This window comes from Paraburkholderia lebeckiae (genome assembly GCF_050436225.1).
GTDB classification, from domain to species: domain Bacteria; phylum Pseudomonadota; class Gammaproteobacteria; order Burkholderiales; family Burkholderiaceae; genus Paraburkholderia; species Paraburkholderia tuberum.
This window is the reverse complement of record NZ_JBNDLU010000003.1, coordinates 477,684-497,919: the sequence shown is the minus strand read 5'-3', so window position 1 is coordinate 497,919 and position 20,236 is coordinate 477,684. Positions and strand designations below refer to the sequence as shown.

27 protein-coding genes and 1 pseudogene are annotated in these 20,236 nt (G+C 60.8%); 16 read left to right on the top strand and 12 right to left on the bottom strand.

Annotation, left to right across the window (positions count from 1 at the left end; genetic code table 11):
• Window positions 1-387 precede the first annotated feature (387 nt).
• A complete protein-coding gene (locus OKW45_RS37100; RefSeq protein ID WP_018422754.1) occupies window positions 388-942 on the bottom strand; it encodes a fasciclin domain-containing protein in 555 nt (184 codons plus the stop codon).
• 162 nt (window positions 943-1,104) lie between these two features.
• On the opposite strand from OKW45_RS37100, the gene OKW45_RS37095 reads away from it, so the two are divergent.
• The 3 genes from OKW45_RS37095 to OKW45_RS37085 all read left to right on the top strand — a co-directional run bounded on the left by OKW45_RS37095 (window position 1,105) and on the right by OKW45_RS37085 (window position 3,669).
• The gene (locus OKW45_RS37095; protein WP_018422753.1) at window positions 1,105-1,383 is read left to right on the top strand and encodes a DUF3303 domain-containing protein; all 279 of its coding nucleotides are present in this window, start codon (window positions 1,105-1,107) and stop codon (window positions 1,381-1,383) included.
• Between the two features lie 71 nt (window positions 1,384-1,454).
• Window positions 1,455-1,775 (top strand): antibiotic biosynthesis monooxygenase family protein, encoded by a 321-nt coding sequence (locus OKW45_RS37090; protein ID WP_018422752.1) that lies wholly within the window; start codon window positions 1,455-1,457, stop codon window positions 1,773-1,775.
• Window positions 1,776-1,884: 109 nt separating this feature from the next.
• A complete protein-coding gene (locus OKW45_RS37085) occupies window positions 1,885-3,669 on the top strand; it encodes an alkaline phosphatase D family protein (protein ID WP_429473722.1) in 1,785 nt (594 codons plus the stop codon).
• 23 nt (window positions 3,670-3,692) lie between these two features.
• On the opposite strand, the gene OKW45_RS37080 is transcribed toward OKW45_RS37085, so the two are convergent.
• Both OKW45_RS37080 and OKW45_RS37075 read right to left on the bottom strand, forming a co-directional pair.
• Window positions 3,693-4,412 (bottom strand): anti-sigma factor, encoded by a 720-nt coding sequence (locus OKW45_RS37080; protein ID WP_429473721.1) that lies wholly within the window; start codon window positions 4,410-4,412, stop codon window positions 3,693-3,695.
• Complete coding sequence (locus OKW45_RS37075) at window positions 4,409-4,993, bottom strand: sigma-70 family RNA polymerase sigma factor (protein ID WP_018422749.1); 585 nt, start codon at window positions 4,991-4,993, stop codon at window positions 4,409-4,411. The genes OKW45_RS37080 and OKW45_RS37075 overlap by 4 nt, the downstream gene beginning before the upstream one ends.
• 411 nt (window positions 4,994-5,404) lie before the next feature.
• On the opposite strand from OKW45_RS37075, the gene OKW45_RS37070 reads away from it, so the two are divergent.
• Window positions 5,405-5,617 (top strand): helix-turn-helix domain-containing protein, encoded by a 213-nt coding sequence (locus tag OKW45_RS37070; RefSeq protein WP_429473720.1) that lies wholly within the window; start codon window positions 5,405-5,407, stop codon window positions 5,615-5,617.
• 748 nt (window positions 5,618-6,365) lie between these two features.
• On the opposite strand, the gene OKW45_RS37065 is transcribed toward OKW45_RS37070, so the two are convergent.
• A complete protein-coding gene (locus OKW45_RS37065; RefSeq protein WP_018422747.1) occupies window positions 6,366-7,556 on the bottom strand; it encodes a TIGR03118 family protein in 1,191 nt (396 codons plus the stop codon).
• 562 nt (window positions 7,557-8,118) lie between these two features.
• Here OKW45_RS37065 and OKW45_RS37060 point away from each other — a divergent pair.
• Window positions 8,119-8,430 (top strand): DUF4148 domain-containing protein, encoded by a 312-nt coding sequence (locus OKW45_RS37060; protein WP_018422746.1) that lies wholly within the window; start codon window positions 8,119-8,121, stop codon window positions 8,428-8,430.
• Between the two features lie 138 nt (window positions 8,431-8,568).
• On the opposite strand, the gene OKW45_RS37055 is transcribed toward OKW45_RS37060, so the two are convergent.
• From OKW45_RS37055 to OKW45_RS37040, 4 genes are all read right to left on the bottom strand, one after another.
• Window positions 8,569-8,751 carry a hypothetical protein gene (locus OKW45_RS37055; protein ID WP_429473719.1) on the bottom strand — a complete coding sequence of 61 codons (183 nt, stop codon included), beginning with the start codon at window positions 8,749-8,751 and terminating at the stop codon, window positions 8,569-8,571.
• Window positions 8,752-9,024: 273 nt separating this feature from the next.
• Entirely contained in the window at window positions 9,025-9,540 is a 516-nt protein-coding gene (locus tag OKW45_RS37050; RefSeq protein WP_018422745.1) for a DUF2867 domain-containing protein, read from the bottom strand.
• A gap of 36 nt (window positions 9,541-9,576) precedes the next feature.
• Window positions 9,577-9,786 carry an SDR family oxidoreductase gene (locus OKW45_RS37045; RefSeq protein ID WP_429473718.1) on the bottom strand — a complete coding sequence of 70 codons (210 nt, stop codon included), beginning with the start codon at window positions 9,784-9,786 and terminating at the stop codon, window positions 9,577-9,579.
• Window positions 9,749-10,324 (bottom strand): TetR/AcrR family transcriptional regulator, encoded by a 576-nt coding sequence (locus tag OKW45_RS37040; protein ID WP_429473717.1) that lies wholly within the window; start codon window positions 10,322-10,324, stop codon window positions 9,749-9,751. Before OKW45_RS37040 ends, OKW45_RS37045 begins: the two co-directional genes overlap by 38 nt.
• Before the next feature lie 186 nt (window positions 10,325-10,510).
• Between OKW45_RS37040 and OKW45_RS37035 the strand changes: the two genes are divergently transcribed.
• Complete coding sequence (locus OKW45_RS37035; protein WP_429474033.1) at window positions 10,511-11,149, top strand: glutathione S-transferase; 639 nt, start codon at window positions 10,511-10,513, stop codon at window positions 11,147-11,149.
• Window positions 11,150-11,829: 680 nt separating this feature from the next.
• On the opposite strand, the gene ltrA is transcribed toward OKW45_RS37035, so the two are convergent.
• Window positions 11,830-13,098, bottom strand: a complete 1,269-nt coding sequence (gene ltrA, locus OKW45_RS37030) for a group II intron reverse transcriptase/maturase (protein WP_429473716.1) — start codon at window positions 13,096-13,098, stop codon at window positions 11,830-11,832.
• Window positions 13,099-13,812: 714 nt separating this feature from the next.
• Here ltrA and OKW45_RS37025 point away from each other — a divergent pair.
• From OKW45_RS37025 to OKW45_RS37015, 3 genes are all read left to right on the top strand, one after another.
• The gene (locus OKW45_RS37025; RefSeq protein ID WP_429473715.1) at window positions 13,813-14,148 is read left to right on the top strand and encodes an ArsR/SmtB family transcription factor; all 336 of its coding nucleotides are present in this window, start codon (window positions 13,813-13,815) and stop codon (window positions 14,146-14,148) included.
• On the top strand, window positions 14,141-14,620 hold the full coding sequence (locus tag OKW45_RS37020) for an SRPBCC family protein (RefSeq protein WP_018422740.1): 480 nt from the start codon (window positions 14,141-14,143) through the stop codon (window positions 14,618-14,620). Before OKW45_RS37025 ends, OKW45_RS37020 begins: the two co-directional genes overlap by 8 nt.
• A 141-nt stretch (window positions 14,621-14,761) precedes the next feature.
• The gene (locus OKW45_RS37015; RefSeq protein ID WP_429473714.1) at window positions 14,762-15,190 is read left to right on the top strand and encodes a VOC family protein; all 429 of its coding nucleotides are present in this window, start codon (window positions 14,762-14,764) and stop codon (window positions 15,188-15,190) included.
• Window positions 15,191-15,481: 291 nt separating this feature from the next.
• Here OKW45_RS37015 and OKW45_RS37010 read toward each other — a convergent pair whose 3' ends face one another.
• Window positions 15,482-15,766, bottom strand: coding sequence for a hypothetical protein (locus OKW45_RS37010; RefSeq protein ID WP_429473713.1), 285 nt, complete (start codon window positions 15,764-15,766; stop codon window positions 15,482-15,484).
• 227 nt (window positions 15,767-15,993) lie between these two features.
• On the opposite strand from OKW45_RS37010, the pseudogene OKW45_RS37005 reads away from it, so the two are divergent.
• A pseudogene (locus OKW45_RS37005) lies at window positions 15,994-16,275 on the top strand (DUF2252 family protein); the annotation flags it as partial.
• A 47-nt stretch (window positions 16,276-16,322) separates the two neighbouring features.
• Here the strand turns inward: OKW45_RS37005 and OKW45_RS37000 are convergent.
• Window positions 16,323-16,649 (bottom strand): DUF190 domain-containing protein, encoded by a 327-nt coding sequence (locus OKW45_RS37000; RefSeq protein WP_429474032.1) that lies wholly within the window; start codon window positions 16,647-16,649, stop codon window positions 16,323-16,325.
• Window positions 16,650-16,904: 255 nt separating this feature from the next.
• The gene (locus tag OKW45_RS36995) at window positions 16,905-17,687 is read right to left on the bottom strand and encodes an ABC transporter substrate-binding protein (RefSeq protein WP_018422735.1); all 783 of its coding nucleotides are present in this window, start codon (window positions 17,685-17,687) and stop codon (window positions 16,905-16,907) included.
• Between OKW45_RS36995 and OKW45_RS36990 the strand changes: the two genes are divergently transcribed.
• The 6 genes from OKW45_RS36990 to OKW45_RS36965 all read left to right on the top strand — a co-directional run bounded on the left by OKW45_RS36990 (window position 17,677) and on the right by OKW45_RS36965 (window position 20,224).
• On the top strand, window positions 17,677-17,871 hold the full coding sequence (locus OKW45_RS36990; RefSeq protein WP_429473712.1) for a hypothetical protein: 195 nt from the start codon (window positions 17,677-17,679) through the stop codon (window positions 17,869-17,871). The genes OKW45_RS36995 and OKW45_RS36990 overlap by 11 nt on opposite strands.
• A gap of 277 nt (window positions 17,872-18,148) precedes the next feature.
• Window positions 18,149-18,676 (top strand): Na+/H+ antiporter subunit E, encoded by a 528-nt coding sequence (locus OKW45_RS36985; RefSeq protein WP_429473711.1) that lies wholly within the window; start codon window positions 18,149-18,151, stop codon window positions 18,674-18,676.
• Window positions 18,669-18,929, top strand: coding sequence for an MrpF/PhaF family protein (locus tag OKW45_RS36980; RefSeq protein WP_018422733.1), 261 nt, complete (start codon window positions 18,669-18,671; stop codon window positions 18,927-18,929). Before OKW45_RS36985 ends, OKW45_RS36980 begins: the two co-directional genes overlap by 8 nt.
• A gap of 3 nt (window positions 18,930-18,932) precedes the next feature.
• Window positions 18,933-19,175, top strand: a complete 243-nt coding sequence (locus OKW45_RS36975; protein WP_018422732.1) for a hydrogenase subunit MbhD domain-containing protein — start codon at window positions 18,933-18,935, stop codon at window positions 19,173-19,175.
• A gap of 3 nt (window positions 19,176-19,178) precedes the next feature.
• A complete protein-coding gene (gene mnhG / locus OKW45_RS36970) occupies window positions 19,179-19,523 on the top strand; it encodes a monovalent cation/H(+) antiporter subunit G (protein WP_429473710.1) in 345 nt (114 codons plus the stop codon).
• Window positions 19,520-20,224 carry a Na(+)/H(+) antiporter subunit B gene (locus tag OKW45_RS36965; protein ID WP_429473709.1) on the top strand — a complete coding sequence of 235 codons (705 nt, stop codon included), beginning with the start codon at window positions 19,520-19,522 and terminating at the stop codon, window positions 20,222-20,224. The genes mnhG and OKW45_RS36965 overlap by 4 nt, the downstream gene beginning before the upstream one ends.
• Window positions 20,225-20,236 lie beyond the last annotated feature (12 nt).

The window sequence follows — 20,236 nt, the reverse complement described above, 5'->3', positions numbered from 1 at the left end:
TGACATTATGCACACGATACCGCTACGGTAAGTGATCGGCGTTACGGGCAAGCACCGTCCGAGGCATCGATAGCTCCCGACCGTGTTCAGGCGCCGCTATCAATCGGGGCGTCGCCCCGTCGAAGGGCCGCTTGCCGCCGCTTGTCGCCGCTCGGGGCGAAAAACCATGGGTGCGGGGGCCATACAGCAGCTCGTTGATTTAAAGCCAATATTTATTGGGGACAGCCCGCAAGGCCTCATGCAGCCGGGATCGTTCTAACCGGAAAATTGCGCCGAAATCGAGGACAACCCGACGGCCTGCCCTCCCGCAGATAACCCGAATCGGCGGTTGCCCGTGACAGTGAACAATATGTCGCTGTCACGGAACGAATGCAGTCCGGAAATGGATCACCTTGGCATCAACACCTTGTCGACGACCATGATCACGCCGTTGCTCTGCATTACGTCATAAGTCGAAATGTTGGCCGTATGTCCCGAGTCATCGGTAACCGTGATGTTATGTGGACCATTCTCCGAAAACGTCAACATCGCCCCATTTACTGTTTTGAGTTCTGCCTTTCCCCCGCCTTCCTTGATAGACGTATCAAGTCTGCGGAAATCGTAGCGGCCCGGAATGACGTGATACGTCAAAATGCTCGTGAGGGTCGCCTTGTTTTCAGGTTTTGTGAGCGTTTCGACAGTACCGGCAGGCAACGCCGTGAACGCTTCGTTGGTGGGTGCCAGTACGGTAAACGGACCTTTGCCCTTCAGCGTATCGACAAGACCCGCCGCTTTGACCGCCGCCACAAGCGTTGTGTGATCCGCGGAATTGATCGCGTTCTCCACAATATCCCTGCTCGGATACATCATCTGCCCACCCACCTTCACTGATTCGCCCGCGGCCGCCATGCCGGACGTCGCCATCGTCAGTGCAAGCACTGCGAAAAACACTTTGCGGTTCATGCCTGTCTCCAGAACTTGCAGCACACCATTGCGCCGCTGTGATTCATATACGGGACGTCTCGGCTTCCGGATGCAAAAGAAAATTACAGCCGACTTGACTGCATCCATCTGCCGCATCCGGCCGTATATGAGGAGCGGCCCACTCACACTGCGGAGGCAATCATGAAGTTCATGTTGACGTTCAGCTGGCTACCCGGCATCGATACGCGTGATCAGGCGATCGATCGTTTCAGGAATGCGGGAGCGCCTCCTGCAGGCGTCGTCCTGCTCGGCAGATGGACCCGTGCGGATCTGGGTGGAGGCCACGTATTGCTTGAAGCGCAGGATCCCGGGACGCTGACTGAATTCGCCTACAGGTGGAGCGATCTGATGAAGCTGGAAGTTACACCTGTCATGGAAGATGACGACCTGCGTGCGTTATTCGAGCGCGTGGCGACATAACACTTCAGGCAGGGCGTGCTTCTGTTGATTCGTAACCGATCCTTGAACTGCAATCGTCATTGGGAAAAATCATGACCATTGAAATCGTGCACAAATACGATGTCCTCGCTAACGCAGACCCGCAGGGCTATGCTGAGCTGATGAAGAAGGTGGTTGAAGTGTTACTGCGATCCCCGGGCCTTGTGGAGATCCGCGCCAATCGCAATCTGCTCGGGTCGCCGGAGGTGCGGGCTACGAGCGTATGGGAGCATCTCGCCGACTGGGAGGCCGCACGGGAGAATGAGGCCCTGGCGGCCCTCGACGCGCAGTCGCGACAGTACGTCACGAATATGAGCGTCGAACTGTGGGAACCGTCGAGCCTGCTTCCTCATCCTCTTCGTCCCGAGCGCTAGCAGAGAAGGGCGCGGGCTACGCGGCAATCCGGCAAGCTGCCCACGCTGCCGTCATCGCCCGAGAGTGACAGGATCGACATCACGCGTCGTGGGGCGGCAGGAGATCGCGATGAAACGCCGTCACTTTTTGAAGTCTTCGGCCTTTTTCACCATTGCCGCGGCGAGCGGCACGCTGACGGCGTGCCGCTCCGCGCAGGAACCTCGAGATTCACCGGGCAGCCATGTCTTTCCGCAAGGCGTAGCCAGTGGCGACCCACGAGACCGGTCCGTTGTCCTCTGGACCCGGTGCACCGCGACACGGCCGGACGCCGACGTTGTACCCCTACACGTTGAGGTGTCCACGCAGCGCGATTTTTCGGCACTCGTAGCCAGTGTGCCGTTGCGTGCATTGCGCAGCTTCGATTTCACGGTCCGCGCAAAAATCACGGGATTGCGGCCCAGCACCACGTTTTACTACCGCTTTGTCGCGGGTCGCGATTCAAGTCCTATGGGGAAAACGCGTACAGCACCGCTGCCGAATGATGCCAACACCCTGGTGCGCTTCGCCTGGTTGACCTGCCAGGACTGGAGCGTCAATCACTGGGAGGCGATGAAGCTCATTGCCGCCGAAACCGATCTCGACTTCGTCGTGCATGTCGGCGACTACATCTACGAGACGGTCGGCACACCGACCCTGGACGCCGTTGAGCCGGCGCATTCGCGCATAACGTTGCCGCACGGCCGGCCGCTTGCAGGCGGCGGCCAATATGCCGAAAGCCTTGACGACTATCGCTCACTATATCGAACCTATCGGTCCGATCCGCGCCTGCAGGCGCTCCATCGTCAATTCCCGATGATCGCGATCTGGGACGATCACGAATTTACTGACGACTGCTGGCAGGATCACCAGACTTACACCAACGAACAGCAGCGTGAGACCCAGCGCCGTCGCAACGCGACGCAGGCATGGGCGGAATACATGCCGGTCGACTGGAGCGATGTCAGGTTCGACGATGTCAATCCCGCTTACGACAACATCCGCATTTACCGCGCATTCCAGTTCGGTTCACTGATGCAACTGGTCATGACCGACGAGCGACTGTACCGCGACAGCCAGTCAGTCAGCGCGAGCGGGATTGCGCGTGCACGGGGGCACGATCCAGTCCACGGCGACGACGCAGTGGGCTCGCGGTATTTTGTCGAACGCGGGCTGCTGGAGCGTTCCGAAGCGCAGGCTGCTAACCGGCTCGGTCGCAGCCCATCCATCCTTGGTTCCGAGCAGACGCGCTGGTGGAAAGCAACGCTGAAGTCGTCATCGGCAACCTGGAAGGTGTGGGGCAACGAAGTGATGCTGAACCGCCTGTGGGTCGACTTGCCGTCGAAGCAAGACGGCTCGACGAGCTTTGTGGTGAACGGCGATTCGTGGGACGGCTATCCGGCGCACCGGCACGAACTGCTCGCCTGGCTCAGCCAGCAGGCGATCCGCAACATAGTGGCAATTACGGGCGATCTGCATGCGTTTCAATGCGGGGTTCTGCGCGACGGTCACGACCCTTCGACCGGTCAACCCGTCGCCGTTGACTTTGTCTGCGCAGGAATCAGCAGCACCTCGTTCTACGCCTACGTCAGGCAGGCATGGCGAGGCACACCGCTCGCACCCCTTGTCGCGTCGCCCGCGGCGTTCGATGCGTTTCTTCGGTCCAATAATCCGGGCCTTCGTTACGTTGACCACGACGCGCAAGGATATGCCTCCGCGACTGTCACACCGGAGCACTTCGCGGTCGTGTACAACAAGGTCAGGCGATTGACGGGCGACGGGAAACCACAGCCGGACCTGGTACCGCAGCGAGTCAGACTGACGGTCTCAAGGGACAGGTCGGATGTCATGGTCGAATCTCTGTCAGCGAACGCCTGAGCGCCGTGACGCAACCGCGCCAGTCAGGTCGGATTCAGTTCGCCCGTCGCGAGAACGGGGCCGGTGGGCTGGCCCGTCGGCGAGCCGCCCTGCGGTTCGAGCGAGACTGCAAGTACGGCTTTCGCGACGATCCGCGAGACCGTCTGCGGCGGCAGCTGGACCGAGACCGGTGTGCCCGGCGAGAACACGCCTAGCGGAATTGGTTTTGCACCTGGCGGAATCAGCCAGAGCTCTGTCGAACGGTCGGCTGCGATCTTCGGAGTAGCCGCCGGTACGATCACCATGTTCGCGCGCTGGAAGTCCACCGTCGCAGTCCACGATGCGACGCCGTCACTGCGGGCGATCGTCGCGACCATGTAGCCGTTCTGCGCCACGACTGCTGCGCGTTGCTCGTGCACCGCAAAAAAGTTCACACCTAGCAGCACAAGCGCGGCCATGCTCGCGCCAATGCCGAGCCACCGCCACAGAGTCAGGCTGTCCCACCATCCGCTCCGCGCGGGGGGCGCTGCCGCCAAGAATCCCAAGTCGTGCTGGATGCGTGTCCAGACACGCGCGGACGGTTCGACGGCGGGCAGACTCTCCGCTAACGGCGTCAGGCGTACGAGCCACGCGTCCAGCGTTTCGCGCAGCGCAGCGTCGCGTGCCGCCTCGCGTTCGAGCGCCCGGCGCGAATCGGTGTCGAGCACACCGAGCGCGTATTCGGCGCAGCGTAGGTTGTCGTCAGGCTGGATTGGGGTATTCATCGCTCGAGACACGTCCTCAGTTGCATCAGGCTACGCCGGATCCAGCTCTTCATGGTGCCGAGCGGCACGCGCAGACGCTCCGCCAGTTCCGCATAGGTCGCGCCCGTGAAGAAGGCCTCGCGTACCACGCCGACCTGTTGCGGGTCGAGTGCCGCGAGACACCTTTCGAGCCGCCGCCGCTCCTCGCTCCATTCGGCAGCGTCCGCTGGCGTAGGTGACTCATCTTCGATTTCCGCCGCCTTCTGCTCGTCGAGCGGCTCCTCGCGATGCCGGCGCATGTGGTCAATGGCACGGTTGCGCGCGAGCGTGATCAGCCACGTCATGGCGCTTCCCCGCGCGGGATCGAAGCTGTCAGCACGGCGCCACGCGTTCGTGTAGACCTCCTGCAACATGTCCTCGGCCTCATCACGGTTGTGCAGGATGCGCACGATCACCGCAAAAACGCGCGAAGCCGTGAGCGTATAGAAGTGCGCGAAAGCCTCCTGCTCGCCTCGGGCCACGCGAAGCAAGGTGTTGTTCAGGTGAACGCGACGCGCATCGTCGGCGTCGGAGCGCTCGGTCATGTCGGGCGTGTCTTTCATGCGCGCAGTCGGCTGGTTTCGCCGTGGCATGGATATGCCCCGCAATATAGCATCGGCTTTGAACCATCGCGCATCGCCACACGGACCACCGTCCGCATTCGAATCGCCGTCACAGCCACCCTGTCCTTCGTCAGTCATTGGACCCATGTTCAACCTTACGGAACAACGCCATGCGCGGATGCATACTGGACTTCGCATCCAGTGCGGCGGCGGGAAAACTCCCATAAAGCGATTCGCGGGTCAACGCCTGCCGTTGTGCGCTCAAAGCACGGCGTGTGGAACGTACGGGTCCGAACGGCGCGCGTCAACCGACGTGTCAGACTTGCATCACGTGAGAACGACGCGGCACAGCGTCCGGTAACCCGATTTCCACTCCGCTCTGGTTCCCAGGATGCCAGCAGGGAGACGCGAATGAAGACCCGTCAGGTCGATACTCTGCCCGGATATGTTCCGACACCTCCAGCGATCCGCGAAAAACGCGAGCGCGCGGGTCTGAACCTGATCGAAGCCGCAGCCCTGCTGCATGTAAACTTACGCCTGTGGCAAAAGTGGGAGCTTGGCGAACGCGCGATGCACGTGGCTTTCTGGGAATTTTTTTGCACCAGAACGGGATTGAAAATATGAAGTGCGATCGCATTGACTGTCCGTTATCAGTTGCCCATATCTGTACATCCGGAGCATGAGGCGACATTATTGCGAACGATTTCCTGCCGGCTGAATACCCTGGGCCGGCCTTTATTTGTGGCCGCCTCGCCTGTCGGCCGCGGCAGCCTCACCCTCCAGATTTAATCAACGCCTGCCCGCTCTTCCATTCGCACACTTCCGGCGCGTGTCGACATGGTCCAGCTATCGGAAAAATCTCAAGACGACGCGACGTCACATCATTTGCCGATCGGCCGTTCACGGAGCGTGGCGGTCGCACGAACGTCCAAGGGGCGGCCGTGACGAATGACTCTTACTGGCCGACTGTACTCATTCACAGAAGCCGCCCGAAAGCAGCCGCCGAAGATTTCAACAGCTGCTCTACAGTACCTTCATTGAACTGACGCTGTCGGCCATGAAGCGCCATTCGCTCCCATCATTGCTCGGCCACTCAGAGGACGGCTCCGCCCAATAACCGGCCGTTCCATCCCGCGAAGATGAACTCTGCATCATCGTGGCATTGCTCGCTCAGACGGCGGAGGACAGTGCGCAAGGTGAAGCCTCCCGGAGCAGGGCCGGCGATTCATCAGCGTCGAGCGAAGCGCCGGTCGCGTCCGGTGAGTTCCGCGACCGGCTGATTTGTGAGTCTTCGGCTCGAACTGCAATCTAAATCGTCAATGGTCGGCGATGTCGCACTTCTCGAGTTGCCCGGGGAGCAGCTCGCTGCCGGCTATTGCCCGTTCTGAGCGGACGCTCGTGCCTTCGAGCCGCTTGCCGGGGCGATGATACCGAAGAGTCCATTTGTCTCCTTGTTAGGACCTGCCGAGAAGTACAGCGTGTCCGGGCTCGAATTGCGGCCGCCACCAAGTGTCAGAGTCCACAGGCCGTCGATAGCCAGTGGATTGCCGAACTCATTTTCCAGCTGATCGACGAATGTGCCGTCGTTGTTGAAGACATTGATTCGACCATCGCCGAAGTTGCCAATGAGAATCTTGCCGCTGAAGCGGCCGAACGCAAACGATGCGCGCGCGATACCCCACGGCGAGTCGAGCGGCCCTCGGCTCGCAAAGCGACGCAGCAGGTGGCCGTCGGTGTCAAATACGTCGACGAATCCATGACCGCGGCCTGCATCGTCGTCGTGCTTCTGTTTGTCCTGCTTCGCGTAGGTGACGAAAAGGTCCCCATCGATGTTCGCGATGCCAAACGGGGCGTAGCCAGCCGGGATGTTCGGGTCGGCGAAGCCACCGTCCGTCGCCGCAGGCGTGAACAGGCCGTCCGAACCGTTCGGCCCAAATACATCGATCCGACCCGAGCGGAAGTTCGTCGCAAACAGGAATCCTCCTTGCGCATTCACTCCGAAGACGAGCCCTTTGTAGACCGCCCCGCTGGCGGCGGAGGGATTGGACGAGTTATCGACAGCGATCACGGCGTTGTTCGCCGGATTCAACCCGCCGGCCCAAGCGGAAATCGTGCCGTCTTCCGTTGCGAAGATGAATACGGCCGGGATCTTGGTACCTGGCACGAGAAACGCCGACGAAGGATTCCATACAATCCCGGTTGGCGCCGCGGGCGTGGGATTCGGTGGACTCTTGGGAAGGACGGGATGACAGGCGCCGGTCGGTATGACGTTGCCTGGCAGCGGGATGGACACCTGCGGCGTCGTCAGCTTTGTCCCCTCGCCGTCATACAGCGTGGAGCAGCCTGTGGCATTGTCGTTGATCCAGAATGGACTTCCTGCCGGACTAAAGGCAATACCCCAGGCGTTCTGCAGTACCCCGTCGACCTTCGGGGCAGCGCCTGCGACGTTGGACACGAGCGGTGTGACGACATAGGCATCGTCAGCGGCGGCATGCGCGATTGTGAAACCAGCGGCGAGGACAATCTTGGCCGCCGCTTTGAGACCCCACGAGATCTGAGACATAACTTTCCTCCTCGTCTGACTGGCGAGAAATCGCCGCAGGCTAAACGAACGCCGTACTTCAAATATTCCCGCCCGGCTCCCAAAAATTCACTGGTCAGCCGGTCGACTGGCATGAATGGCCCGCCGGATCACGGTTGGGGCGCGGTACTGGCCGTGGCAGGCATCTTTTTGCCAGGGCCGCTGCTCGTGTTTGCGGCTTTGCCTTCCTGAAGGGCTCGGTTGGGTCGAAAAGAGCGACTCTCGAGGACCGAGACTCTGCCGATGCAAACCTCGCGCGATCCTATTCACGGCGCGCCTCGCTGACCAACCTCCGCGGTAGCCGGGAGGAACGATGCTTGCTGGTCCTGCGGCGAATCAACCGAAGGAGCGTGATAGGGCCGAAGGGCACAAAGCGGGCGAGAAGCTTCAGACGTGTGGCATCTACAAGGTGGTGAGAGAAGGCGACGCCGGCCCCGGCTTCGAAGTGACATGCGTCGCAGGCGAGCATTTTCCGCCCACACGCAGCGGCAAGGGTGCGCACTACGAGTTGGTTCACGGCGCGGCGCAGGGAAGGAGACATACTATGAGAAATTGGCCTGGAACACGGTCAATACTTGCCGCTCTGGTGATTTTGCTCGCCGGCTGTGTCGCTGGTGGCATGCCGTATACCGGGCCGCACCTCACTCCGACAGAGTGCCGCGACCTGGCGGCGCTCAAGACAAACGCGCCCCCGACGATGGCGCAGCACCAAAGTGAACTCGCTGCCTTGAGGAAAGCGGGCTACGACCCGTCACCGTGGTTTGATGATCCGTATTACCCGGATGATCTACAAGCGGCACAGCGCCTGGTCGACTATTGGTTCCAAACGGAGTGCCAGCACCTTCAACCCGGCTGAGATAGAGAGATCGAGGACTGACCCGGATGTCACCGCGCTGCCAAGAGGCGTCAGTTGCCCACGGTATTAGTCAGTCGTTCGAACGTCGGCTACGCATCTCGTTTCGGCCGTTGGTGCCGCCCTTCGATACCTACGAATTCAAGCGGTTGATATCAACGGCGACTGCAGGCGGTGCCACCGCCTGCTGCGAAAACATTGCTGCAAATTGTCTGCTTCTGACAAGATCTTGCTAAAGCCGTCTAAGTTGCGCACAGAATGGGCAAGCGCTGCACCTACATTCAGGTTGATGGCAATGCCGCGTGCCACCGACAGTTCTTCCACCGTCGCGCCCGCTTCGTCGCTTCACTCGCGTGAAACGCAATGCAGCCATCGCGGCGCGTAGTCATGGCAACGGCGAGAGAAACTAATTCTGACAGTTAGTCGGCACGGCTAGCATCGCGCGGTCACACACTTCATCGGGTGTTGGCGAAACCTTTGCCCTGTGCGAGAAATCGACCGTCAGCAGTTGATGACAACCGGGCACGGAATGACTGCCGGATCGCGAGCGGGTCGAAGTCTCTGGCTGAGCCGCGCAGACGGCTCAGTGGATCGCCGTTATGCATTGGGCCATCCTAGCAGCTGCGCCCGATGAAGCGAGGCTCGTACGACAACCCGATGAAAAGGTGCGATGAGCGTAATATAGGCTCGCCCCAGCGGACGATTGTAGAAGACGAGCGTCGTCACTATGAGGCGGGATCGACCGTGAGATGACGGCTGCACGAGGACCGACACGCGGAAATCCAGATGCGTGTCATCTTCGCCGAGAACGATCTCGTCGTCGTATCGTTCGAATACGTGAAATAGGCTTATCCTGTCGCCTCCTTTCTGCTTGAGGTCAACTGCTGTCTTCAAGCCGAACGGCCGCACGAGAATGTCCCGGAATCTCAGCAGCATCCCAATCCATGCGGGCTGCCTGGCAAAGACGTGTCGTGCGAGAGCCTCTGCGTCGTGGCAGGCTCTTTCTGGCAGGTCCACCGAGAACGCGTCCGCGAAATCAGCTAGGCCGTACGACCATCTCAGCTGCGAGGCCGGCGGCAAATCGGACTGTTCGACCTTCGGATAGCAATACATGTGCGATCACCAATGCGAGGCTCCTGGGCCGAGACATTACAGCAGCGAGATGCCGCCGTCGACCACCGACTCCGCGTCCAACATGTACCGCGAAACGTCAGTCGCCAGAAATAGCGCCGCTGTGGCGATATCGCTCGCTTCGCCAATCCGGCCCACCGGCACCTGCACCTCGAAGGCAAGGAGGCGTCGTACCGACTTTTTTTTACTGCTATGCCGGCAAAAGACCAGCAATACGATAGCTTTCAATTAACCCATCATAGACAGAGATATCCGCGCGACTTCTGGCGATGAGTTGAGCGCCAGCGACGGCTGCGAAGATGGCGCGAGCACGCCCCTCGCGCTCCTCGGCGCGGACAATGGCCGTGGCGGATAGCACCTTGCTCAGCCATGCAACATTCACATCAGCAAAGGTTTGGACCTCTTTCGTCACCGCGTCCGGCAAGTCATCAGATTCGGCGGCCATGAAGCTGCAGAGGCATATGCGACTATTACGCTCCAGTGCCTTGCGAAATGTATCCGGATAGCGGCGCAGACAGTCGATCGGATTCGCGGATTCGGCCCAAAGTGCATCCAGCGTGGCTGCCGAGTCCTCCCAATAACGCCTCGCCACCGCCGCTCCGAGATCGGACTTGCTTGCGAAGTGATGATAGATGCTCGCGGCCTTGATGCCGACAGCCTCAGCAAGATCACGAAAATTCAGCCCGCTGTAGCCGTGTGCTTGCGCAATCTCTGTAGCAGCCACCAGGATTCGTTCCCTGGAACTCAAGCCCGAATCGTTCTTCACTACGACCGCCTCCGCAAACTGGGATGACTGTTGACACAGCGCATTATACCCTCTATGGTGACCCTAACAACCGTTAGGTAGGTTGATGGATACTTCCCCATATCCTCCGATCCCGTGTAACAGCCACCTGGAGAGGTAAGCATGACATCTAGCATCATTCATTCCGATGTAACCCAACTCCCCATCATGACGATTTACGATTTCCCCAAGGGACCTTATCCGACACGCGTGCGCATCGCCTTGGCCGAAAAGAATCTGCAATCGCGCGTCGAGTTCGTGATGGTTGATCTTTACAGGGGAGAGCACAAAAGGCCCGAGTTCATCTCAGGGAAAAACTACTCGGGTACGCTGCCGGTCCTCGAACTCAATGACGGAACCTGCATCGCCGAATGCACCGCCATCACCGAATACCTCGATACGCTCGATGGCGCACCCACGCTGACCGGCAAAACACCGCTCGACAAGGGCGTGATCCACATGATGAGCAAGCGCGCCGAGCTGGAATTGCTCGACGCCATCAGTGTCTATTTCCACCACGCCACGCCTGGGCTCGGGCCCGAAGTCGAGCTTTATCAGAACCCCGAATGGGGGTTTCGTCAGCGCGACAAAGCCCTCAGGGGCATGCAGTACTTCAATGACGTCCTGAAAAAGCAGCCGTTTGTCGCCGGGGATGCGTTCTCGATGGCCGACATCGCCGTCATTGGCGGCCTGGTCTTTGCGTCGATCGTGAAGCTGCCGGTGCCCGCAGAGTGCGAAGCCCTTCTCGCCTGGTACGCGAGAATGCGCGAACGCCCGAGCGTCAAGAGCCAGCCGGCATTTGCGTGAAATCGCAGCTGTCGTCGGACTTCATTGATGAGCGACCAATCTTTGGTTGCAAAACTGGGGCGACTGGTACGCATGAGTTGGACGACTGGTGAACTCAGTCGCGACCGGATGGCTACGACGCCAAGGTCGCGCGGCGGATCAGTCAGTCGTTGCAGCATCACGTAATGCATTGCCGTGCCTATCTTCCGGGCGGCTCGTTCCAGACCGCAGCAAATCAACGGCATATTCCCACCAGAGAGTCATTCATGTCTGCATCACCTCAAGCAGCTCAACGCGTCAGTGTTTTTGACGGTCCGTACTATCTCAGTATCGCCGGCAAGCTCGTCGAGTCGAGAGACACCTTCGATTTCATCAAGAGCTAGCGTCAAGACTGGTGTATAGGCAACTTGATGAGCAGGGACTTCAGGCGGCGAGGCTGCGACACCGCAAAACTGCCTTAGGCGCAGCGAATGCTTCTGAATGTCGGCTTATGGTGCTGACGGGTGAACGCGTACAGTCGGTAGAGTCGAGATGTGACGCGGTGGCTTTAGGCTGGGTTTGTCTGTTGCCGCCTCTTTCGTCTGGCGGTGCCCGAATAACCTCACCGTTGCTCCGTTTTCACACCCCGCTCATCGAACCGGACATGCAGATTTCCCGCATCCGGCTCTCGGACAAGACATCACGCCTTCGTACACGGCAAGTTACAGCCAAGGGCCCGTCAGGCGTACGAGACCGAAGTGCCCGTAGAGGTGCTGGAGTGGATAGCTCCCGCCCCGGCGACGCCTGACCTTATGCTTGTTCCGTAACCACCGGCGCAACCGCGCAGCGGTATAGCTGTCGAGCGCCCGGTACGCGCGTCTGAACGTCCCGACCTTAAAGTAGTTCGCCCAGCCGCGTAGCATGCGATTCAACTTGCCAACCAGCTCCGTGGTGTCCAGCCACGTCATAGAAGCGGCGGTCAGCGCATGAACCTTCTCAACCATGCGCCGGATACTCTTCTTCGACGGACGCATGCCCATGCGGGCCTGGCCAGTCGTCGCTGAGTACATCCGCCCAAACGTGTAACCCAGGAAATCGAATTCCCCTTCCGGAACCGCACAAAGTTGTGTCTTCTCCTCGTTGACCGTCAGCTTCAGCTTGTTCATGATCTCGCGCAGTCGAGACAACGCTTCTTCAGCTTTGCCTCGCTTGCACAGGATCACCAGATCGTCCGCGTAGGTCACGATTCGACTGCCAAGACTTCGCTCAAGCCCGAGCTTCTTCCATGCCAACACAAACCGGCGCATGTAGATATTCGCCAGCAGTGGTGAGATGGGTGAGCCTTGCGGAATGCCGCGCCTGCTGTCCCTGGCCGCCGTCGTACGTGTCTTCCGGCCCCGGTGATCGGTTTCTTCAACGGAGCACTCCAACCACATCCTGATCAGATGCAGCACGCGCCGATCCACGATGCGTCGCGCGAGCGACAACATCAAATCGGCGTGGGGAATACTTCCGAAGTAGTCCGCGAGGTCGGCGTCTACGACGTCCGTTTGCCCTCTATGCAGCCGCTCTTCCACCTCGATCACCGCTTGCTGGGCATTTCGCCCCGGGCGGTAAGCGTACTGCTCTGGTGGGAGGTCCGCTTCGAAGATCGGTTCGAGCACCAGCATCGCTGCTGTCATGCACACCCGATCTCGCAAGGTCGAGATGCCCAGTGGCCTCAGCTTGCCATTGGCCTTCGGGATAAACACTCGTCTGATAGGGTCCGGCCGGTAAGTCTCCTGCCTGAGCGCAAGCGCCAGTTCGCCAAGCCATTTCTGCACCCCATACGCTTCGACCTCCGTGAAGTCTTGCCGATCGACACCCGGGGCGCCCTTGTTCGAGCGGCACTGGGCGTACGCATGCGCGAGCACATCCTCACGATAGATCTTGTCGTACAGAGCATAGAAGCGGTACCCGGCTTCTGCCTTCGCTTTCGCGTGTAACGCCATCTGCAGCTTCTGAACACTGATCGGAGTTGATAGGTTTCCCAATCTCCAGGTCCCTCACTACGTGTTGCGTTTGTCTTGAACTGAGGCCCCTTCCCTCCACCGGCATTACCCGGCTTCAGCGGTACTACGGGCCTCTCCGTCACCCCAAGACGCCCGGCCTGTCCCTCACGGGCGTCCGGTTGGTCATCCCTGACCACGCCAGGGGGCTTCCCGTGTTGCGTGCGCTTCCCTTGTGTGCATGCTGTCGCCACTACCCCGGCGCAGCGACTGGATGTCCTGCCTGCTCATTCACCCCGCCGTATCAGCCTTCCCCGTAATGGCAGTCGGGTCGGCCTGCGCATCGACCTTTTCGAGGCTTGCTCGGCGTTCACACGTGTTACGGCCTGCACACTCGCGCTGTCACCGTAATTTGTGACACGCTACACCGAAGGCTTCAGCCATTTCGTTATCTCCATGACTGCTCCGGTTGCTTCCGGCTGGAGCGGTTGCCGGGCGGGGCTTACACCCACTGGGAAAACGCCGCCTTTACACGGCGCACGCCACCTACGGTCGTTCGCCCTTGCGCTTAGATGGTCATTCAACCGGCTGCTCTACTCAACCTGCAGACTTTGTTGTCTCCCCATAGGACTTGCGGAGTGTCCCTCACGCCTGCTTGACATGCAAGCAATCTCTTGCCTATAGTAAATGCAACAGATTACTTGCCTGTAGCCGTTCATGGCCGAGCGCCCCGACGACACCGACGTGCTATTCAAAGCCCTCGCCGATCCGAGCCGGCGCAAGCTGCTGGATGTGCTGCACGCGCACGACGGCCAGACCCTGAACGACCTGTGCGACCACCTCGACATGACGCGGCAAGGCGTGACCCAGCATCTGGGCCTGCTGGAAGCGGCTAACCTCGTCGTTACCGTACGCAGCGGGCGCGAAAAGTTGCACTTCCTCAATCCGGTGCCGTTGCAGCAGATCTACGAGCGCTGGATTGCCAAGTTCGAAAAGCCGCGCCTGAAGGCGCTCTCGAACCTGAAACGACACCTGGAGAAAGGCAATGACTAGATCGACGTTCGTCTATGTGACCTATATCCGCACTACGCCGGAACAGTTGTGGTCGGCGCTCACCGACGCGGAGTTCATCAAGCAGTACTGGTTCGGCATGCACTGCGAAAGCGAATGGACGGCGGGCTCGTCTTGGAAACTCGTGTCGAGCGGCGGGCAGATCTTCGACGCGGGAGAGATCGTCGAGGCCGATCCGCCGCGGCGTCTGGTGATCCGCTGGCAGCACCAAATTCGTCCCGAGTTGCAGGCCGAAGGCGATTCGCGCTGCACGATGGAGCTCGAACCGAGCGGAACGGCGGTCAAGTTGACGCTCACGCACATGATCGAGCGCGATCAGTCGAAATTCATCGAGGCGGTGTCGGGTGGCTGGCCGAAGATCATGTCCAACCTCAAATCGCTGCTGGAGACAGGCTCGATCGCGTTGCAGGAGGCTTATCCGGCCAATGGCGGGAGTCATGCCGGGAAGGCCTGATGCGGGGATACGCTGTAGAACATCAGGTGTGTGGCTTCATCGTGGGGCCGATCGATCCATCGCAGGTTCGACAGCCGTCCGTCCGCGAAACCACGTTGATAGAATCGTCTGCCCGACCCTCGCCCGTCTCAGGAAATCAGCATGGAAATCCAGCCCTATCTGTTCTTCAATGGCCGTTGTGAGGAAGCCATTGAGTTCTATCGTTCGGCGCTCGGCGCGCAGGAGTTGCTGAAGCTGCGCGCGAAAGACGCGCCACCCGATCCCGCTCGTCCGGTGGCGCCCGAACACGCCGACAAGATCCTGCACGCGACGCTCGTCATCGGTAACACGCACGTGCTGATGTCGGATGGCGATTGCCGCGGCGGCAATGCCGTGCATGCGGGCTTCAGCCTGTCGGTCACCGCCGCCGACCAGACGTCCGGCGAAAAATACTTCAACGCGCTGGCGGACGGCGGACAGATCACGATGCCATTCCAGCAGACCATCTGGACCAGCGGCTTCGGCACGTTGATCGACCGCTTCGGCGTGCCGTGGATGGTCAATGTGCGGCACGAGGAGCCCACGGCATAGCATTGAAGCGGGCCTGCGTTCCATATCACACGCTCACGCGAACACCGCTTCGCCGCGGCGCAACTACCTGTCTGTTCCGTCTTTCCATGAGTCATGTCTGCCAGGAAGGCGGCGCCTGCTGCGCGCGGTTCCGAGTCTCGTTCTATCGCGGCGAAACCGATTCGATGACCGGCGGTGTGCCGGAGTTGCCGACGACACCCATCTCGCCTCATCGCCTCGCCATGCGCGGGACCGAGAGGAAGCCTGCGCGCATGGAACGGCGACCAATGCGCCGCCGCACCTAAGGGGCGCTTACTGCGTCGCGGACGCCGTGCTCGCCGGCGTGCTGTGGACCGACGCGGCGCCGCTCGCGGCGGGCGCTGCGCTCGCCGCCGCGCCCGCCTCGCCGTTCGCACGATTTGCCGCGTCGCTATCACCCGGTGTGCCGCGCGGGCTCGCCGAATTGCTCATGACACCGCTGCTCACCTGGCCCGTCGAGATACCGCCGTTCCCGGCCGACCGCTTGCAGCCGGACGCGCCCGCCAGCAACGCAACGGCCGACAGCGCGATCAGCATGTTTGCCGAAACCTGCCGCATGATTCGCTCTCCCTGGGATGACTCGCCTCTTGCAGCGAAGCATGCGCCATGCCCAATAGCGTGTTCTTGCCGTGCACGTGAAGCACGGTGGGCGGCAGGTCGCGAATTTGCCATAGGCCTTCACGCTGGCTCGCGACCTTCGGCAGGATCGTCTCGTGCGTGCGGCGCGACACTTTCGCGATGCTGTTGCGGATGCGTTGACGGCGTCGGCAGCGCCGGCACCCGCTGACATGCAGATTTCGGCGACGCTCGAACTGTTTGCGAAGGAAACGTCCCGCCAGTACGCGGCCATGTGCGGCTGGGTGCTCGCGCGGGCGCACGCGAAAGCGGGCGGGCTTGCCACCGAGGTTGCCGCCTGTCTCGGCAACGGCGATCAGATGACGGAAGCGCTGATCCTCTACTCGCGCGCGTACGCGGACCAGGTCGAGAAGGACTACGAGGTGTTCCGCCACGCGTGCCGCAGCGGCAAGCTGGAAGCACGCACCGACTCCGACATGGCGGCCGACTTCGTCGCCTGGACGAGCGAGGCGCGGGGCTGCCATCGACGCCCGGTCGTTCAAGCCCCGTCGGCCTCACCGACGACGCCGAACTCGGCGGTCGTCTTCACGTAGAACAGATGCAAACCCTCCGCGCGCAGTCGATCGAACAGCCGATCGGCTTCGTCGCTCGTCACCGCCATCACGACGGACAACGGCTGATCGGCAAGCTCGAAGAAGTGCGCGGAGTGAATGCGATGATGATGGCCGATGCCTTCGCATGCCGGGATCACGGTCGCGCCGCGCAGGCCGAGTTCGCTCGCGAGACGCACGAGCCAGTCGGCAAGCGGCTTGCCATGATGGCTGCGCCCCTGCTGGGTGAAGAACGTGATCTGAAAGCCGTGCATGTCGGTGCCTCCCCGATGCGGATCGCGCCGTGTGCGCGAGGCGATCCGCACGCGAGCCTGCGGCCGCATTGCGCCGTCCCCTGCCTGCTTACTTTTGTAAGCGGAAACCTGCAGCGCCGCGTGAGGCGCCGGTTGCAACCGATTCGGGCATCCCGGCTTGCCACAGCACGGCTCAGGGACGGTCATGACACAAGTTTAGGTGTCGGGCCGCGCGGGTGCCAGGTCGAAACTGGTCACGTGCGGCGCGGCCCCGGCTCACTGACCGTACACGTCGAAATCGAAATACTTTTTCGCAATGCGGTCGTAAGTGCCATCGGCGCGGATATCGGCAATGGCTTTATCGATCTTTTCCTGCAGATCGGTATCTTCTTTACGCAAACCAATCGCTGTGCCGCTGCCGAGCGTTTTCGCGTCGTAAAGCGGATTGCCGGCAAATCCGAAGTCCTTGCCGCGCGCGGTGCGCAAAAAGCCGATATCGGCTTGCACCGCGTTTTGCAGTGACGCGTCGATACGGCCGGCAAGCAGATCCGAATACACCAGATCCTGATCCTGATATGGCACGATCGCGGCGCCGGCCGGCTCCCAATACGTCTTCGCATAGGTTTCCTGAATCGAGCCCTGCTCGACGCCGATGCGCTTTCCTTTCAGCGCTTCCGGCGTCGGCTCGATCGGCGAGCCCTTCTTCGCGACCAGACGCGTCGGAATGCGGAACACCTTCGACGAGAACGCGATCTGGGCCTGGCGCGCGGGCGTCATCGACATCGTCGACAGCACGCCGTCGAATTTGCGGCCTTTCAGCGCGGGAATCATGCCGTCGAACGAATTCTCGATCCACACGCATTTCGCGTTGAGCCGGCGGCAGATCTCATTGCCGAGATCGATATCGAAACCGACGAGCTTGCCATCGGCGGCTTTCGATTCGAACGGTGGGTAGCTCGCGTCGACTCCGAACCGCACGGTCGACCAATCCTTGGCGATTGCGCTTCCGGACGAGACGGCCAGCAGCGCAATCGTCAGGGTTGCCAGCATGGCTTTCATTGTTGCTCCTTATTGGTCATTTGAAGAACTTCAAACAGGCGGCACGGCGGCACACGCGGACCGCGCGAAACTCGACATTCGACCGGCATCCGGTCGCCGGCGCAAATTCATTAAAAAAATCAATTTATGCAGCGAGCGCATAGAGTGGCGACAACACTTCCAGATTCCGATCGGTCACAGGTGATTAAAAACGGTACGGCGCCGCTCAGAGATTCAACGTCGCGTCTTATCACGGCAACGCAGTCTGTTTCCAAAATAAATGCGCGTCGATCGGCGTCGGCTTTTCGCGCGCCATTTTATTGAAAAGATCGCAATGACACTAATTCACTCGATGAGCAGCCGATAAGCGCCGCGCGGATTTACGCACACAAAACGACCGCCAGCGGACAACCGTGCGCCGGTTGCTTTGCCATAAGTTGTCACTTAGAATTTTCCGCAAGGCCTCCTCAGGAACCGATGACATGGCTTCGAACAACGGAAAACCGGTGTCGTCGTTCGTTCCTCGGGGAATGCCTGGCCTCTGGGTCGTCCTGTTCGTCATCTGGATGATCGCCAATGCATCGCTCGCCGTCGAACCCGCTCTCGTCGGTCTCGTCATTACCTTCGTCATCGCGCGTGTCTTCGTATCGTCGAGCGAAGCATGGCAGGGACTACGTCTAACGCCAGGCGCACCGTATCACTTCGCCGCGTATAGCGCGACCTTCGTCGTCGAGCTCGTACACGCCAATCTGAACGTGATGGCGCTGGTGTACTCGCCGCGTATCGACATCAAGCCGGGCATCGTCAGGGTTCGCACGCGCCTGCAAACACCGCTTGGCCGTCTCGCACTCGCCAATTCGATTGCGCTCACGCCGGGCTCGCTCGTCATGGATATTCGGGACGACATACTATTCATTCACTTGCTCGACGTGAAGACGACCGATATCGACGAAGCGACCGAGGCACTCGTCGCACCGTTCGAAAAGCATCTGGAGAAAATCTTTGGCTGAGATCATGCTCCGGATCGCCGCCGTGCTGATCTTCTTCGCGATCCTGTTCGGCGTGATCCGTCTCGTGATCGGCAAGACCCTCGTCGACCGCATCGTCGCGATCGACATGCTGACGGTCGTCTCGCTGTCGCTGATCGCGCTGTACGCGCAAGTCTCCGGTCGTTTCGTCTATATCGACGTCGCACTTGTCTATGCACTGCTGAGCTTTCTCGCGGTGCTCGCGATTGCGCGCTTTCTCGAAAGGGGGCTGTGAGCCATGCTCGAACTGCTCCTGCTGCTGATGTGCGCGAGCATCCTCGTGAGCGGCGTACTGGCCGTCTGCCTGAAGAATCTGCTGGCCGCGATGGTGAGCTCGGGGCTCGCGAGCCTGTTCGCCGCGATAGCCTTCCTGCTGCTCGCCGCGCCCGACGTCGCGATGGCCGAAGCCGCGATCGGTTCCGGACTCGCGACCTTCATCTTTCTGTACGCGATCCGCAAAACCGGTTATCAGAAGGGCTAGCGCATGTTCGAACTGATCGGCAGCGTGTTCATCCTCGCGGGCGCCGTCTTTCTGTTCTCCGCCGGCGTCGGGCTGTTGCGCATGCCGGATGCGTATACACGCATTCAGGCCGGCACCAAGGCGTCGACCCTCGGCAACATGCTCGTGCTGATCGGACTCGCGTTCTACCATCCGAACTGGACCTTCCGGCTGATCCTGCTGATCTACTTCGTGCTCGTGACCAACCCGGTGTCCTCGCATGCACTATCGCGCGCCGCCTGGCTGATCCGCACGCCGATGACCTCGTCCACGATCACCGACGCACTCGCCGACGAAGGCGGGCGCACCGCGGGGGAGGCCGAATCATGATGCGTCGCGCGTTTGCGCTGCTGACGGTGCTGCTGTTCGCGGTCGTGTTCTGGCGGCTCGTCGGCGGCTACACGGAGTTGCAGGCGCTGCGCCCGCTCGCTTGGTACTACGTCGTCAGAGGGCCGCTCGAACTCGGCGCGCCGAACATCGTGACCGGCATTCTGATCACCTTTCGCGGCTTCGACACACTCGGCGAAGTCGCGGTGCTGTTCATGGTCGCGGCGAGCGTCGGCGTGCTGCTGAAAGAGGAAAGCAACGCGACCTCCGACGCTGCGGCAGACGAATCCGCGTCCGCGCGCCGCCCAGCCGGCGAGATCGTACATACCGGCAAGCAGGTGCTGCTGCCGATGATCTTCACCTTCGGCGGGTACGTGATCGTCAACGGGCATCTGTCGGCGGGCGGCGGTTTCCAGGGCGGCGCGATCGTCGCGTCCGCCGTGATGCTGATGCTACTCGCGCGGCCCCGCTCGACGCTGAACGTCGCGCTGCTGAGCGTCGTCGAATCGCTCGCGGGCGTGATCTACGTGTGCATCGGCATTCTGGGCCTCGTGCTCGCGGGCGGGTTTCTCGACGCCCGCTTTCTGCCGCGCGGCGAGTTCGGCGCGTTCTTCAGCGCCGGCGCGATCCCGCTAATATCCGCGCTGCTCGGAGTCAAGGTCGGCGCGGAGCTTAGCGTCATCATCGACCGGTTCAGAAGCTGAACGAGAAGGAGA

What these genes read in the sequence shown, in the direction of transcription:
- OKW45_RS37100 (WP_018422754.1), bottom strand. Translation starts at nt 942, where the DNA reads ATGAACCGCAAAGTGTTTTTCGCAGTGCTTGCACTGACGATGGCGACG.
- OKW45_RS37095 (WP_018422753.1), top strand. Translation starts at nt 1,105, where the DNA reads ATGAAGTTCATGTTGACGTTCAGCTGGCTACCCGGCATCGATACGCGT.
- OKW45_RS37090 (WP_018422752.1), top strand. Translation starts at nt 1,455, where the DNA reads ATGACCATTGAAATCGTGCACAAATACGATGTCCTCGCTAACGCAGAC.
- OKW45_RS37085 (WP_429473722.1), top strand. Translation starts at nt 1,885, where the DNA reads ATGAAACGCCGTCACTTTTTGAAGTCTTCGGCCTTTTTCACCATTGCC.
- OKW45_RS37080 (WP_429473721.1), bottom strand. Translation starts at nt 4,412, where the DNA reads ATGAATACCCCAATCCAGCCTGACGACAACCTACGCTGCGCCGAATAC.
- OKW45_RS37075 (WP_018422749.1), bottom strand. Translation starts at nt 4,993, where the DNA reads ATGAAAGACACGCCCGACATGACCGAGCGCTCCGACGCCGACGATGCG.
- OKW45_RS37070 (WP_429473720.1), top strand. Translation starts at nt 5,405, where the DNA reads ATGAAGACCCGTCAGGTCGATACTCTGCCCGGATATGTTCCGACACCT.
- OKW45_RS37065 (WP_018422747.1), bottom strand. Translation starts at nt 7,556, where the DNA reads ATGTCTCAGATCTCGTGGGGTCTCAAAGCGGCGGCCAAGATTGTCCTC.
- OKW45_RS37060 (WP_018422746.1), top strand. Translation starts at nt 8,119, where the DNA reads ATGAGAAATTGGCCTGGAACACGGTCAATACTTGCCGCTCTGGTGATT.
- OKW45_RS37050 (WP_018422745.1), bottom strand. Translation starts at nt 9,540, where the DNA reads ATGTATTGCTATCCGAAGGTCGAACAGTCCGATTTGCCGCCGGCCTCG.
- OKW45_RS37035 (WP_429474033.1), top strand. Translation starts at nt 10,511, where the DNA reads ATGACGATTTACGATTTCCCCAAGGGACCTTATCCGACACGCGTGCGC.
- ltrA (WP_429473716.1), bottom strand. Translation starts at nt 13,098, where the DNA reads ATGGCGTTACACGCGAAAGCGAAGGCAGAAGCCGGGTACCGCTTCTAT.
- OKW45_RS37025 (WP_429473715.1), top strand. Translation starts at nt 13,813, where the DNA reads ATGGCCGAGCGCCCCGACGACACCGACGTGCTATTCAAAGCCCTCGCC.
- OKW45_RS37020 (WP_018422740.1), top strand. Translation starts at nt 14,141, where the DNA reads ATGACTAGATCGACGTTCGTCTATGTGACCTATATCCGCACTACGCCG.
- OKW45_RS37015 (WP_429473714.1), top strand. Translation starts at nt 14,762, where the DNA reads ATGGAAATCCAGCCCTATCTGTTCTTCAATGGCCGTTGTGAGGAAGCC.
- OKW45_RS37010 (WP_429473713.1), bottom strand. Translation starts at nt 15,766, where the DNA reads ATGCGGCAGGTTTCGGCAAACATGCTGATCGCGCTGTCGGCCGTTGCG.
- OKW45_RS37000 (WP_429474032.1), bottom strand. Translation starts at nt 16,649, where the DNA reads ATGCACGGCTTTCAGATCACGTTCTTCACCCAGCAGGGGCGCAGCCAT.
- OKW45_RS36990 (WP_429473712.1), top strand. Translation starts at nt 17,677, where the DNA reads ATGGCTTTCATTGTTGCTCCTTATTGGTCATTTGAAGAACTTCAAACA.
- OKW45_RS36995 (WP_018422735.1), bottom strand. Translation starts at nt 17,687, where the DNA reads ATGAAAGCCATGCTGGCAACCCTGACGATTGCGCTGCTGGCCGTCTCG.
- OKW45_RS36985 (WP_429473711.1), top strand. Translation starts at nt 18,149, where the DNA reads ATGGCTTCGAACAACGGAAAACCGGTGTCGTCGTTCGTTCCTCGGGGA.
- OKW45_RS36975 (WP_018422732.1), top strand. Translation starts at nt 18,933, where the DNA reads ATGCTCGAACTGCTCCTGCTGCTGATGTGCGCGAGCATCCTCGTGAGC.
- mnhG (WP_429473710.1), top strand. Translation starts at nt 19,179, where the DNA reads ATGTTCGAACTGATCGGCAGCGTGTTCATCCTCGCGGGCGCCGTCTTT.
- OKW45_RS36965 (WP_429473709.1), top strand. Translation starts at nt 19,520, where the DNA reads ATGATGCGTCGCGCGTTTGCGCTGCTGACGGTGCTGCTGTTCGCGGTC.